10 protein-coding genes are annotated in these 13,333 nt (G+C 45.0%); 2 read left to right on the top strand and 8 right to left on the bottom strand.

Annotated features, from left to right (window positions below):
- Positions 1 to 59: 59 nt before the first annotated feature.
- The 5 genes from OW495_RS16810 to OW495_RS16790 all read right to left on the bottom strand — a co-directional run bounded on the left by OW495_RS16810 (position 60) and on the right by OW495_RS16790 (position 5,457).
- The gene (locus OW495_RS16810) at positions 60 to 824 is read right to left on the bottom strand and encodes a transporter substrate-binding domain-containing protein (protein ID WP_102514427.1); all 765 of its coding nucleotides are present in this window, start codon (positions 822 to 824) and stop codon (positions 60 to 62) included.
- A 245-nt stretch (positions 825 to 1,069) separates the two neighbouring features.
- The gene (locus OW495_RS16805; protein ID WP_017110888.1) at positions 1,070 to 2,836 is read right to left on the bottom strand and encodes a sodium:solute symporter family protein; all 1,767 of its coding nucleotides are present in this window, start codon (positions 2,834 to 2,836) and stop codon (positions 1,070 to 1,072) included.
- 618 nt (positions 2,837 to 3,454) lie between these two features.
- A complete protein-coding gene (locus OW495_RS16800; RefSeq protein WP_017110887.1) occupies positions 3,455 to 4,081 on the bottom strand; it encodes a bifunctional 4-hydroxy-2-oxoglutarate aldolase/2-dehydro-3-deoxy-phosphogluconate aldolase in 627 nt (208 codons plus the stop codon).
- 73 nt (positions 4,082 to 4,154) lie between these two features.
- Positions 4,155 to 5,087 carry a sugar kinase gene (locus OW495_RS16795; RefSeq protein WP_289887511.1) on the bottom strand — a complete coding sequence of 311 codons (933 nt, stop codon included), beginning with the start codon at positions 5,085 to 5,087 and terminating at the stop codon, positions 4,155 to 4,157.
- A gap of 34 nt (positions 5,088 to 5,121) precedes the next feature.
- On the bottom strand, positions 5,122 to 5,457 hold the full coding sequence (locus tag OW495_RS16790) for a cupin domain-containing protein (protein ID WP_009846518.1): 336 nt from the start codon (positions 5,455 to 5,457) through the stop codon (positions 5,122 to 5,124).
- 333 nt (positions 5,458 to 5,790) lie between these two features.
- Between OW495_RS16790 and OW495_RS16785 the strand changes: the two genes are divergently transcribed.
- Positions 5,791 to 7,989, top strand: a complete 2,199-nt coding sequence (locus tag OW495_RS16785) for a heparinase II/III family protein (RefSeq protein WP_289887510.1) — start codon at positions 5,791 to 5,793, stop codon at positions 7,987 to 7,989.
- A gap of 2 nt (positions 7,990 to 7,991) precedes the next feature.
- The gene (locus tag OW495_RS16780; protein WP_289887509.1) at positions 7,992 to 10,145 is read left to right on the top strand and encodes a heparinase II/III family protein; all 2,154 of its coding nucleotides are present in this window, start codon (positions 7,992 to 7,994) and stop codon (positions 10,143 to 10,145) included.
- Positions 10,146 to 10,724: 579 nt separating this feature from the next.
- Here OW495_RS16780 and phnE (OW495_RS16775) read toward each other — a convergent pair.
- Genes phnE (OW495_RS16775) through phnC form a run of 3 tightly spaced genes read right to left on the bottom strand, consistent with a single transcriptional unit; the run spans position 10,725 to position 13,236 of the window.
- Positions 10,725 to 11,555 carry a phosphonate ABC transporter, permease protein PhnE gene (gene phnE / locus OW495_RS16775; RefSeq protein WP_289887508.1) on the bottom strand — a complete coding sequence of 277 codons (831 nt, stop codon included), beginning with the start codon at positions 11,553 to 11,555 and terminating at the stop codon, positions 10,725 to 10,727.
- 11 nt (positions 11,556 to 11,566) lie between these two features.
- Positions 11,567 to 12,421: a phosphonate ABC transporter, permease protein PhnE gene (phnE, locus tag OW495_RS16770; protein WP_017110881.1), complete on the bottom strand. Its 855-nt coding sequence runs from the start codon at positions 12,419 to 12,421 to the stop codon at positions 11,567 to 11,569.
- A complete protein-coding gene (gene phnC / locus OW495_RS16765; protein WP_289887507.1) occupies positions 12,418 to 13,236 on the bottom strand; it encodes a phosphonate ABC transporter ATP-binding protein in 819 nt (272 codons plus the stop codon). The genes phnE (OW495_RS16770) and phnC overlap by 4 nt, the downstream gene beginning before the upstream one ends.
- Positions 13,237 to 13,333 lie beyond the last annotated feature (97 nt).

The following is a 13,333-nucleotide window of genomic DNA, read 5'->3' as shown; positions in this document are numbered from 1 at the left end:
CGTAACGAAAGAGGCCAGCATTGCTGGCCTCTTTTTTGTCACTAAGTAAATCGAAAGAGTTACTTAAGAGAGTTGTGGATCAGAAACTCTTCTTCAACCCCTTTCAATTTCATCTCATCCATAATGAAGTTCACTGTGTTCAACAAGCGTTGTTCACCTTTTGGAATCAGGTAACCGAATTGGCTGTTGGTAAACGGTGTATCACAACGAGCAGCTTCAAGACGCTCGTCCGTCACTTGATAGAACAGGCCTTCAGGAGTTTCTGTCACCATTACATCAACTTTACCTTCCGCAACAGCTTGCGGAACGTCTAGGTTGTTCTCGTAACGTGTGAAGCTTGCGTCTTGCAAGTTAGCATCCGCAAACATCTCGTTAGTCCCGCCGATATTGACGCCAACACGCACAGAAGAAAGGTTCACTTTCTCAATGCTGTTGTATTGTTCTGCTTTGCCTTTCGCAACTAAGAAACACTTGCCAAAGGTCATGTAGCCTTGAGTTTGTTCCGCGTTTAACTGACGCTGCATTTTACGCGTGATACCGCCCATCGCGATGTCGTATTTATCACTGTCTAGATCGGTTAGCAGATCTTTCCATGTAGTACGAACAATCTGTAATTCAACGCCCAACTGTTCAGCAACATGTTTGGCTACGTCAATGTCATAACCAGAGTAGGTTTTGCCGTCGAAGTAAGAAAAAGGTTTGTAGTCGCCTGTAGTACCGACACGAAGTGTACCTGATTTTTGGATGTCTTCTAATTGGTCAGCTTGTGCTACACCAGAAAGAGCCAGAGTAATGGAAGCAAGTAATAGTGATGTTTTTTTCATTGTAATTATCTGTTGTGTTTGTGTTGTCATTCAAAGTAACAGAAACAACCAGAGAAAGAGATCAAACCATTGGCAAGGTTGTAAAAGAAGATAAAGCGAGGGCAGGAGACAGGGACTTTGATGGGCTTGTGAGCATTGATAGAGATGCATTTCATATTCTAACTTGATGAATGAAAAGCAAATAAAAAGCCCATGTTATCGAATAACATGGGCTTCATTATTGGTTTAACTTGTTAGCTGTTTAGCTATTTAGCAACTGACTCGTTGTTCATCTTAGCCGGAGCTTTAGATGCGTTAACCAGTAGGATACCAACGGTGAGTACCATTGAACCACATAGTAGGAACAACAAGCGTCCTGTTGGTTCGTTTGGAATCAGAGCCATTGCTAGGATACCGAAACCAGCTGTGCTGATAAGCTTACCAAGCATTGAACGTTGTTTAGTATCTAGGTTTTGTTGCTCTTCACCTTCCGCGACTAGCGGTGTATTCCAGTTAGTGAATAGTTGGTCAACTTCTTTCTCACGTTCAGGCGATAGGCCTTTGTAGAAGCGAGAAGTTAGGATGAAGTAACCACCAGTGAACACTACGTGAGCCGCTAGGCTAAGACCCACTTTCAAGTCGCTCCATTCACGGCCAGTAAGCGCTGTTTCCATACCGAATAGGTGCTCGATGTCTTCTGCTTGAAGCGAGATACCGAAGATGTAAGAAACGAAGCCACCAACGATTAGCGTAGACCAACCAGCCCAGTCAGGCGTTTTACGAATCCACATACCAAGTAGTACAGGGATAAGCATTGGGAAGCCAATTAACGCGCCTACGTTCATTACGATATCGAACAAGCTCAAGTGACGTAGAGAGTTAATGAACAAGCCAATCGCGATGATGATAACACCCATCATGATAGTGGTTAGCTTACTTACAATAACCAGCTCTTTCTGAGTCGCGTTTTGACGAAGAATCGGGCTGTAGAAGTTCATTACAAAGATGCCAGCGTTACGGTTCAAACCTGAATCCATAGAAGACATTGTTGCAGCGAACATTGCTGACATAAGAAGACCAACCATACCTGCTGGCATTACGTTCTGTACGAATGCTAGGTAAGCAGCATCACCCGCTTTATCACCCATTGAAGCGTATTCCAATGCGAAATCAGGCATGAATGCACTTACGTACCAAGGCGGTAGGAACCAGATTAGTGGGCCAACAACCATAAGGATACATGCTAGGCCTGCCGCTTTACGTGCGTTTTCACTGTCTTTCGCACATAGGTAACGGTAAGCGTTGATGCTGTTGTTCATTACACCGAACTGCTTCACGAAGATGAATACAACCCAAAGAACGAAGATGCTCATGTAGTTTAGGTTGTTACCTAACATGAAGTCGCCGTCGAAGTTAGCAACGATATTCGTTAAGCCGCCACCGTGGAAGTAAGCTGCAACCGCACAAGTAATGGTTACCGCCATGATAACAAGCATTTGCATGAAGTCAGAAGCAACAACCGCCCAAGAGCCGCCAGTTACTGCCATCAATACTAGAACCATACCCGTTACCACAATGGTTGCTTCCATTGGGATGTTGAATACCGCTGCTACGAAGATAGCGAGACCATTTAGCCAGATACCCGCAGAGATAAGGCTGTCAGGCATTCCTGCCCATGTGAAGAACTGTTCAGACGTTTTACCAAAGCGCTGACGAATAGCTTCGATCGCTGTTACCACACGAAGTTGGCGGAACTTTGGAGCGAAGTACATATAGTTCATGAAGTAGCCAAAAGCATTGGCTAAGAATAGGATTACAATAACGAAACCGTCATTGAACGCGCGTCCTGCGGCACCTGTAAACGTCCATGCTGAAAACTGTGTCATGAAGGCAGTTGCACCAACCATCCACCATAACATTTTGCCGCCCCCTCTGAAGTAATCACTAGTCGACGTGGTGAACTTACGGAACATCCAACCAATAGCGATTAAAAAGAAGAAGTAGGCGAGAACAACAAAAGTATCAATAGTCATCTTTTCAGCCTTTTAAATATCATAATTAACTGGGCTTAGATTAACGCGTCCAAAGGTTTATTTGTACTACAATATGTCTTTAGTATGATCTAGGTCGCATTGATTTTTGAGTACACACGGTAAGTTAATTTAAACTTTTGTTTTTATTGGCTTTAATTGTTTTTGCGAATTACTCTAGATCCAAGGTAAATTGAAGTTCAAATGTTTATATGTATTACAATATAAGTGGTGGTGTGTTGGTTGAGCTTATTTATAAGATTTTAATTATAACCGTAACAAATGTGCTACAACTGAGCATGGTTGTGCGATCGGATTCACGTTAAATCTCAGTGCTAAATCGCAAAATATTGTTTCTGGAATTTAAGTGTAGCTTATTGTTTTTATGTCGCTATTTTCTATTTCACGTCCCGATCTGTTCGTTATTTACCCGTACTCTTTATCTACGCGATTTATCCGCCAAATTTTCTGTTGTTCTTGTGTTGGGGGCTTGGTTTGTCCAACAAACTATCAAACTTCAGTTACTCAAAGACCTAGATAACAAAATCTTCAGTTATTGAAAAACCTCAGATAACAAAAAGCCCCACCGAAGTGAGGCTTTATCACGAAATCTAAAACAGATTAAGCGTTAACGTGATCAACTGCGTCACGAACAAGTTTGCCTAGTTCGTCCCACTTACCTTCATCGATAAGGTTAGTTGGAACCATCCAAGTACCGCCACACGCAAGTACAGAAGGGATAGATAGGTATTCATCTACATTCTTCAAGCTTACGCCGCCAGTTGGCATGAATTTAACAGGGTAAACTGCGGTGAGTGCTTTAAGCATACCAGTACCGCCAGAAGGCTCAGCAGGGAAGAACTTCAACGTGCGAAGACCCATTTCCATTGCTTGCTCAACTAGGCTTGGGTTGTTTACACCCGGTACAATTGCAACACCTTTGTCGATACAGTATTGAACAGTACGAGGGTTGAAACCTGGGCTTACGATGAAATCAACGCCTGCTTCGATAGATGCGTCAACTTGCTCGTTAGTCAGTACCGTACCTGAACCGATTAGCATGTCTGGGAACTCTTTACGCATGATGCGAATCGCTTCGATTGCACATTCTGTACGTAGTGTGATTTCTGCACATGGCATACCGTTTTCAACAAGTGCTTTACCTAGAGGGATAGCGTCTTCAGCACGGTTGATAGCGATTACAGGGATTACTTTTAGGCTTGCTAGTTGTTCATTTAATGTAGTCATGAATTCTTTCTCACGTTAATTATGGGCTTGCTTTCAACTAAGCAAACCCTTGATTAATATATAAAGTGCGTAATTATAGAGACAAATCAGGCGTCGCTTCTAGAGGTATGATAGCACCTGGATACTGAATCACAGTCCCTGCCACAATATGACCTGCTAATGCTGCATCGCTAGCATTACCACCACTTAAGCGTTTAGCTAAGAAGCCAGCACTGAATGAATCACCAGCTGCGGTAGTATCAACGATGTTGTCTACAGGGTTCGGTGCAACGTATCGAGCACTTTGGCTTTCAACTACTAAGCAATCTTTTGCACCACGTTTAATGATGATCTCTTTCACACCAGACTCAGACGTACGTGCAATACACTGTTCAATACTTTCGTCACCGTACAGCTCTTGTTCGTCATCGAACGTGAGTAGAGCCGTGTCAGTGTACTTAAGCATTTTTAAGTACCAAGAAATCGCTTCTTGTTGGCTTTCCCAAAGTTTAGGACGGTAGTTATTGTCGAAGAATACTTGGCCGCCTTGAGCTTTGAATTTGTCTAAGAAGTTGAATAGTTGCGTACGTCCGTTCTCAGTCAAGATAGCAAGCGTAATACCACTTAGGTAAACCGCGTCAAAAGAGAACAGCTTATCAAGTAGAGCAGGGGTATCTGGTTGATCAAACATGAATTTCGCGGCAGCGTCACTACGCCAGTAGTGGAAGCTGCGCTCACCAGTTTCATCGGTCTCGATGTAGTAAAGCCCTGGTTGTTTGTGATCAAACTGAGCCACTAAGCTCGTGTCGATACCTTCTGCTTGCCACTTTTTCAACATGTCGACACTGAATGGATCAGTACCTAACGCTGTTACATAGCTAGTTTGGATATCTTGCTCTTTTGTTAAGCGTGACAAGTAAAGTGCAGTATTCAGCGTATCGCCACCAAAACTTTGCTTAAGCCCGTCTTGTTTCTTTTGTAGCTCAACCATGCACTCGCCAATGACCGCGATGTTTAATGATTTCATATGCTTACCTTAGCAACTGAGGTTGCGCTATTAATTATTTTAGGAAATCTTCACGCGCAGGGTTGAAGATATCAAGAAGGATGCTGTCTTGCTCTAGTGCAACCGCACCGTGCATCATGTGTTTACGAGCGAAGTAAGCATCGCCTTCTTTAAGTACTTTCTTTTCGCCTTCAATCTCAGCTTCGAAGCTACCACGAACAACATAACCGATTTGGTCGTGAATTTCGTGAGTATGAGGATGGCCAATCGCGCCCTTATCAAAACACAGGTGTACAGCCATAAGATCGTCAGTGTAAGCAACGATTTTACGCTTAATGCCGCCACCAAGTTCTTCCCATGGGTTTTCATCTAGGATAAAGAAAGAGTTCATTGTGTATCTCCTAATCTGTTTAAATCTTTTAAGTGTTACTTAACTTGGATTCATCATAAGGGAATGAGCTCAATTGTAATACAATATATCTAAATTTGTGTGATGTTGATCAAGCGATACTTTATATAGCGTAAATAAATCAATAACTTAATAAACGGCTGATATTTATCATTAGTCATTTTTATCAATGACTTACGGTTGATTGTGTGACTCTAATCATCATTTGGTAACGAATAGGTATAATTAAAGCTCTTATTGTATTACTTTATGTGGAGTTTGAAAATTTAATCAAAGTTTAAGCAGATAAACTCTTTATTGAGGGTGACAAAGAATATGACGACTAAACCAGTATTGTTGACTGAAGCAGAAATCGAGCAGCTTCACCTTGAAGTGGGCCGTTCTAGCTTAATGGGCAAAACCATTGCAGCGAACGCGAAAGATCTAGAAGCATTCATGCGTTTACCTATTGATGTCCCAGGTCATGGTGAAGCTGGGGGTTACGAACATAACCGCCACAAGCAAAATTACACGTACATGAACCTAGCTGGTCGCATGTTCTTGATCACTAAAGAGCAAAAGTACGCTGACTTTGTTACAGAATTACTAGAAGAGTACGCAGACAAATATCTAACGTTTGATTATCACGTACAGAAAAACACCAACCCTACCGGTCGTTTGTTCCACCAAATCCTGAACGAACACTGCTGGTTAATGTTCTCAAGCTTGGCTTACTCTTGTGTTGCTTCGACACTGACACAAGAGCAGCGTGACAACATTGAGTCTCGCATTTTTGAACCAATGCTAGAAATGTTCACGGTTAAATACGCACACGACTTTGACCGTATCCATAACCACGGCATTTGGGCTGTTGCTGCTGTCGGTATCTGTGGTCTTGCTTTAGGCAAACGCGAGTACCTTGAGATGTCAGTGTACGGCATCGACCGTAACGATACTGGTGGTTTCCTAGCGCAAGTTTCTCAGCTATTTGCACCTTCTGGTTACTACATGGAAGGCCCTTACTACCACCGTTATGCGATTCGCCCAACGTGTGTGTTCGCTGAAGTGATTCACCGCCACATGCCTGAAGTAGATATCTATAACTACAAAGGTGGCGTGATTGGCAACACAGTACAAGCGATGCTTGCGACGGCTTACCCGAACGGTGAGTTCCCGGCTCTGAATGATGCTTCTCGTACAATGGGCATCACAGACATGGGTGTTCAGGTTGCGGTCAGTGTTTACAGTAAGCATTACTCTTCTGAAAACGGTGTAGACCAAAACATTCTTGGTATGGCGAAGATTCAAGACGCAGTATGGATGCATCCATGTGGTCTTGAGCTATCTAAAGCATACGAAGCCGCATCTGCAGAGAAAGAAATCGGCATGCCTTTCTGGCCAAGTGTTGAATTGAATGAAGGCCCTCAAGGTCACAACGGCGCGCAAGGCTTTATCCGTATGCAGGATAAGAAAGGCGACGTTTCTCAACTTGTTATGAACTACGGCCAACACGGCATGGGTCACGGCAACTTTGATACGCTGGGTATTTCTTTCTTTAACCGCGGTCAAGAAGTGCTACGTGAATACGGCTTCTGTCGTTGGGTTAACGTTGAGCCAAAATTCGGCGGCCGTTACCTAGACGAAAACAAATCTTACGCTCGTCAAACGATTGCTCACAATGCAGTTACGATTGATGAAAAATGTCAGAACAACTTTGACGTTGAACGTGCAGACTCAGTACATGGTTTACCTCACTTCTTTAAAGTAGAAGACGATCAAATCAACGGTATGAGTGCATTTGCTAACGATCATTACCAAGGCTTTGACATGCAACGCAGCGTGTTCATGCTAAATCTTGAAGAATTAGAATCTCCGTTATTGTTAGACCTATACCGCTTAGATTCTGAAAAAGGCGGCGAAGGCGAGCATCAATACGACTACTCACACCAATATCAAGGTCAGATTGTTCGCACTAACTTTGAATACCAAGCAAACAAAGAGCTAAACACTCTAGGTGACGATTTCGGTTACCAACATCTATGGAACGTGGCAAGCGGTGAAGTGAAGGGCACAGCACTTGTAAGCTGGCTACAAAACAACACTTACTATACTTGGCTAGGCGCAACGTCTAACGACAATGCTGAAGTGATCTTTACTCGCACTGGCGCTAACGATCCAAGCTTCAACCTACGTTCAGAGCCTGCATTCATTCTACGCAGCAAAGGCGAAACAACACTGTTTGCTTCTGTTGTTGAAACGCACGGTTACTTCAACGAAGAATTCGAGCAATCAGTTAATGCACGTGGTGTAGTTAAAAACATCAAAGTAGTGGCTCACACCAATATCGGTTCAGTAGTAGAAATTACGACAGAGAAATCAAACGTGACAGTGATGATCAGTAACCAACTCGGCGCGACTGACAGCACTGAACACAAAGTAGAACTGAACGGCAAAGTATACAGCTGGACAGGCTTCTACTCAGTAGAAACAATTTTAAACCCAGAATTAGCAAGCACAGCAGAGCAGGGGAAATAATAATGAGCTATCAACCACTTTTACTTAACTTTGATGAAGCAGCAGAGCTTCGTAAAGAACTTGGCAAGGATAGCCTTTTAGGTAACGCACTGACTCGCGATATTAAACAAACTAACGCTTACATGGTTGAAGTTGGCATTGAAGTTCCAGGTCACGGTGAAGGCGGCGGTTACGAACATAACCGTCATAAGCAAAACTACATCCACATGGATCTAGCCGGCCGTTTGTTCCTTATCACTGAGGAAACAAAATACCGTGACTACATCGTTGATATGTTAACTGCGTACGCGACGGTATACCCAACGCTTGAAAGCAATGTAAGCCGTGACTCTAACCCTCCGGGTAAGCTGTTCCACCAAACGTTGAACGAGAACATGTGGATGCTTTACGCTTCTTGTGCGTACAGCTGTATTTACCACACGATCTCTGAAGAGCAAAAACGTCTGATCGAAGACGATCTTCTTAAGCAAATGATCGAAATGTTCGTTGTGACTTACGCACACGACTTCGATATCGTACACAACCACGGCTTATGGGCAGTGGCAGCAGTAGGTATCTGTGGTTACGCAATCAACGATCAAGAGTCTGTAGACAAAGCGCTTTACGGCCTGAAACTGGACAAAGTAAGCGGCGGTTTCTTAGCGCAACTTGACCAACTGTTTTCGCCAGACGGCTACTACATGGAAGGTCCTTACTACCACCGTTTCTCTCTACGTCCAATCTACCTGTTCGCAGAAGCGATTGAACGTCGTCAGCCTGAAGTGGGTATCTATGAATTCAACGATTCAGTGATCAAGACAACGTCTTACTCTGTATTCAAAACCGCATTCCCAGACGGTACATTGCCAGCTCTGAACGATTCATCGAAGACAATCTCTATCAACGATGAAGGCGTTATCATGGCAACGTCTGTGTGTTACCACCGTTACGAGCAGACTGAAACTCTGCTTGGTATGGCTAACCACCAACAAAACGTTTGGGTTCATGCTTCAGGTAAAACATTGTCTGACGCTGTTGAAGCAGCTGATGAAATCAAACCATTTAACTGGGGTAGCCTGTTCGTTACCGACGGCCCTGAAGGTGAGAAAGGCGGCGTTAGCATTCTTCGTCACCGTGATGAGCAAGACGACGACACAATGGCGTTGATCTGGTTTGGTCAACACGGCAGCGATCACCAGTACCATTCTGCGCTAGACCACGGTCACTATGATGGCTTGCACCTAAGCGTATTCAACCGTGGCCACGAAGTGTTGCACGATTACGGCTTCGGTCGCTGGGTAAACGTTGAGCCTAAGTTTGGCGGTCGTTACATTCCAGAGAACAAGTCTTACTGTAAGCAGACGGTTGCTCACAACACAGTAACGGTTGATCAGAAAACGCAGAACAACTTCAACACAGCATTGGCCGAGTCTAAGTTTGGTCAGAAGCACTTCTTCGTAGCAGACGATCAGTCTCTACAAGGCATGAGCGGTACAATTTCTGAGTACTACACTGGCGTAGACATGCAACGCAGCGTGATTCTTGCTGAACTTCCTGAATTCGAGAAGCCACTAGTGATCGATGTATACCGCATTGAAGCTGACGCTGAGCACCAGTACGACCTGCCCGTTCACCACTCTGGCCAGATCATCCGTACTGACTTCGATTACAACATGGAAAAAACGCTTAAGCCATTAGGTGAAGACAACGGTTACCAACATCTGTGGAACGTTGCTTCAGGCAAAGTGAACGAAGAAGGTTCTCTAGTCAGCTGGCTACATGACAGCAGCTACTACAGCCTAGTAACCAGCGCTAATGCGGGCAGCGAAGTTATTTTTGCTCGCACTGGTGCTAACGATCCAGACTTCAACCTTAAGAGTGAGCCTGCGTTCATCTTACGTCAGTCTGGTCAAAACCACGTGTTTGCTTCTGTACTAGAAACGCATGGTTACTTTAACGAGTCTATCGAAGCCTCTGTAGGCGCTCGTGGTCTGGTTAAATCAGTGTCTGTTGTGGGCCATAACAGTGTCGGGACTGTTGTGCACATTCAAACGACATCTGGCAACACTTACCACTACGGTATTTCAAACCAAGCTGAAGGCACGCAGCAAGCAACTCACACTGTTGAGTTCGCGGGTGAGACATACTCGTGGGAAGGATCATTTGCTCAACTGTAAATGATGAACATACATGCCGTTTAACGAGGGCATGTATTGATGTGGTGCTTTGCGGGAACGAAGCATCACATTGAAATTCAGTCGTGATTGAAAAATCGTTCGTTGATACCAACAACGACTGAAAACATCGGGAATAAGTCAAACCGAGTAACTCACTGCGAGTTGCTCGGTTTTTTTATGCGTGTAGGAAACAAATGGAACGTTCCAACAAACGAAAAGCCTACTCAGTGAGTAGGCTTTGATCTTATTGACTAGGGCGTGTTGACTTTTCGCGGTTAAATTTTGTTCGGATGGGGACGCCTAGTCAAAAGCGTTTTAATCGAGGCGAGGGGGAAGTAGCCTAGTCATTCTAAGCAAATTCCCCTCAACAAAGAGTAAAACGCTTTTTGCGGGGGCGCCCAGCCCGAACCCTTCGGGCAGCGTTTGCTGGTCATTTCTACTACGTTATCGGCTTCTCATGTAGGCTAGCTACACATCGAAGCCTCAGTCTTGTATAAATGCCCAGCAACTCGCTACAAAAATCAGCTCGAAAGATCAACACGCCCTAAATAACCGTCTATTTGACGTTGTTTTTAGTATTTAGATAAGGGCTTTTCTTGCTTTGGCAGCCACACATTCGGAGAAGATGACCGTCACTAGAATCGCACAGAAAATCACAGTCACTTGAGGCCATGCCAGCATTGCCATCGACTCTTGTAGTTTTAAGCCGATACCGCCTGCGCCGACCAAGCCCAGTACTGTAGATTCACGTATGTTGATGTCCCAACGGAACAAGCTCGTGCCGATGAAACTTGGCATTACTTGCGGAAGAATGCCGTAGTTCAATACTTGCAGTGGAGATGCACCCGTCGATTCAATCGCTGACATCTGCGTGACGTTTACTTCTTCAATCGCTTCGTACATCAACTTAGCCACGAAACCAATCGAGCGCAGCGCTATCGCGATAATACCGGCCAGTAACCCTGGGCCAATGATTGCCACTAACAAGAGTGCCCAAATTAACGAGTTGATCGAACGGCTTGCCGCAATGATGAACAGTGCGATAGGCCTAATAAAAGTTGTGCTTGGCGTTGTGTTGCGTGCAGCTAAGAACGCAACTGGAAATGCCAGTACGATCCCTAACAGTGTGCCAAGTGTTGCGATGTTGATTGTGTCCCACAAAGGGTTCCAAAGTGACTCTAAATAACTCCATCTTGGTGGCCACATACGTGACGATATATCAGCAAGTTGGTTGGGCGAATCAGTCACAAAGTACCAAATCGTGTCCTTGTTCATGACTTGCCATGCAAAAACCGTCAGGGCAACAAAGCAAAGCCAGCCTAGCCATAGCATTAGGCTCTGTTTGCTGTCATAACGTTGCCATTGGGTACGATTCATAGCGCTTGAAGGTGTGTCATTTAGCGTGCTCATTTAGTCGTTCCTTACTGCACATGCTTGCGAATGATGGTCGATAGATATTCACACAACATCACGATCACGATAATAATCAATAGAATAGCGGCCGCTGCGCTGTATTCGTAGCGGTCCATGGCGGTGTTCAATGTTGCGCCGATACCCCCTGCGCCAACAATGCCAATCACTGCCGACTCACGAAAGTTGATGTCGAGTCGGTACATCGAAAGTCCGATAAAGCGTGGCATCACCTGCGCTTGAATCGCATAGTTCACTTGTTGTAACCAACTTGCGCCAGTTGCGCGCATTGCGGTGAGTGGTGCTGGGTCAATGGCTTCAATCTCATCGGCAAACAGTTTTGCGAGAAAGCCGATGGTTGCGAATGTCAGCGTGACAAACCCCGCAAACGTACCAAAGCCAAACAGAGCCACACATAGAATCGCAACGATGATCTCCTGTAAGCTACGAGCGATCGAAATAAACGCACGGCAGAATAGATAAACGGGAGTAGGGGCAAGGTTTTTGGCTGCGCCTAATCCGAATGGGATTGAAAGAATGACACCTGCCACGGTTGATGTGAGCGTCATGGTTAAGCTCTCAATTAAACCTTGTGAGATGTTGTTCCAACGTCCGCCAAAGTCTGGGTTCATGAAAGCTAAAATGAACTGCCAGCCGCGCTCGCTGCCTTCGTAGATTCGAGCCCAGTTTACGTGTACCGATTGAGTCGCAAGGTATAAGTACACCGCGACAATGATGATCAAACTCCAACGTAACCATGAGTTGGATATCAGTGGCGGCTTCGTCCACTGTGTCGGGTATTGTTTGGGATTCTGTTGTGCTGACTTCAAATGTTGCTGAGCTTGATTTGGATATGGCTGAGTCATATTGTTGCCTCAGACAAGCGAGGGTTCATGATGATGAGATCATCTTCCTCTTCTTCTGCTTGTTGGCTCCAATCTTCTTCACCGTAGATTTGTGTGAGTACGTCTTCGGTGAGTAGGTTTGGTTTGTCATCAAATACCACACAGCCAGCATTTAGGCCGACAACACGGTCGACAAACTGTTTCGCTAACTGAACATCGTGAATATTGATGATGGCTGGGAGTTGTTGCTCTGAACAAATCTCGCTAATCAATCGCATGATCTGGCGCGCAGTACGTGGATCAAGTGCCGCTGTTGGCTCATCAATCAACAGTAATTTTGGTTTCTGAGCGAGTGCGCGTGCAATACCAACACGTTGGCGCTGACCACCCGACAGAGCATCGGCTCTCTTATTGGCGTGCTCTAACAATCCAACACGGTCGAGTAGGGCATAAGCGGCTTGGATATCTGACTCAGGGAAACGGCGAGTGAAGCTTTGCCAGAAATTCACATACCCTAAACGGCCTGAAAGCACGTTTTCCATTACCGTTAAACGCTCAATCAGTGCGTACTCTTGGAAGATCATCCCAATTTCACGTCGTGAATGTCTTAGTTGTCGCTTAGACAGTGCCTCAAGGTTGGTGTTGGAGAAGATAACTTCGCCGCTGGTGGGCTCGGTTAGTCGGTTAATACAGCGAATCAGCGTTGATTTACCCGCACCAGATGGGCCAATCAATCCAACCACTTCGCCGGCATTCACCGATAAGCTAACGTTGGTCAGGGCTTTATCAGAACGGGAGTAGTGCTTGGTAAGCCCTTTAAGGGTAAGAGTAGACATAGAATTCCTATAAGAGCGGTGTACTAAGAGTTCGCCTGAGACAGGCATGGAAAGTAAACCGAAAGAGTGATGAATAACTGCAGGCGCGTAAGCCCGC

This window comes from Vibrio sp. 14N.309.X.WAT.E.F5, assembly GCF_030397615.1.
Classification (GTDB): domain Bacteria; phylum Pseudomonadota; class Gammaproteobacteria; order Enterobacterales; family Vibrionaceae; genus Vibrio; species Vibrio lentus.
Note: the sequence above shows the minus strand (reverse complement) of the source record. Positions and strands in the feature narration are given on the sequence as shown.

Coding starts and splice junctions, on each gene's coding strand:
- OW495_RS16810 (WP_102514427.1), bottom strand. CDS start 824: ATGAAAAAAACATCACTATTACTTGCTTCCATTACTCTGGCTCTTTCT.
- OW495_RS16785 (WP_289887510.1), top strand. CDS start 5,791: ATGACGACTAAACCAGTATTGTTGACTGAAGCAGAAATCGAGCAGCTT.
- OW495_RS16805 (WP_017110888.1), bottom strand. CDS start 2,836: ATGACTATTGATACTTTTGTTGTTCTCGCCTACTTCTTCTTTTTAATC.
- OW495_RS16790 (WP_009846518.1), bottom strand. CDS start 5,457: ATGAACTCTTTCTTTATCCTAGATGAAAACCCATGGGAAGAACTTGGT.
- phnE (WP_017110881.1), bottom strand. CDS start 12,421: ATGACTCAGCCATATCCAAATCAAGCTCAGCAACATTTGAAGTCAGCA.
- OW495_RS16780 (WP_289887509.1), top strand. CDS start 7,992: ATGAGCTATCAACCACTTTTACTTAACTTTGATGAAGCAGCAGAGCTT.
- phnE (WP_289887508.1), bottom strand. CDS start 11,555: ATGAGCACGCTAAATGACACACCTTCAAGCGCTATGAATCGTACCCAA.
- phnC (WP_289887507.1), bottom strand. CDS start 13,236: ATGTCTACTCTTACCCTTAAAGGGCTTACCAAGCACTACTCCCGTTCT.
- OW495_RS16800 (WP_017110887.1), bottom strand. CDS start 4,081: ATGACTACATTAAATGAACAACTAGCAAGCCTAAAAGTAATCCCTGTA.
- OW495_RS16795 (WP_289887511.1), bottom strand. CDS start 5,087: ATGAAATCATTAAACATCGCGGTCATTGGCGAGTGCATGGTTGAGCTA.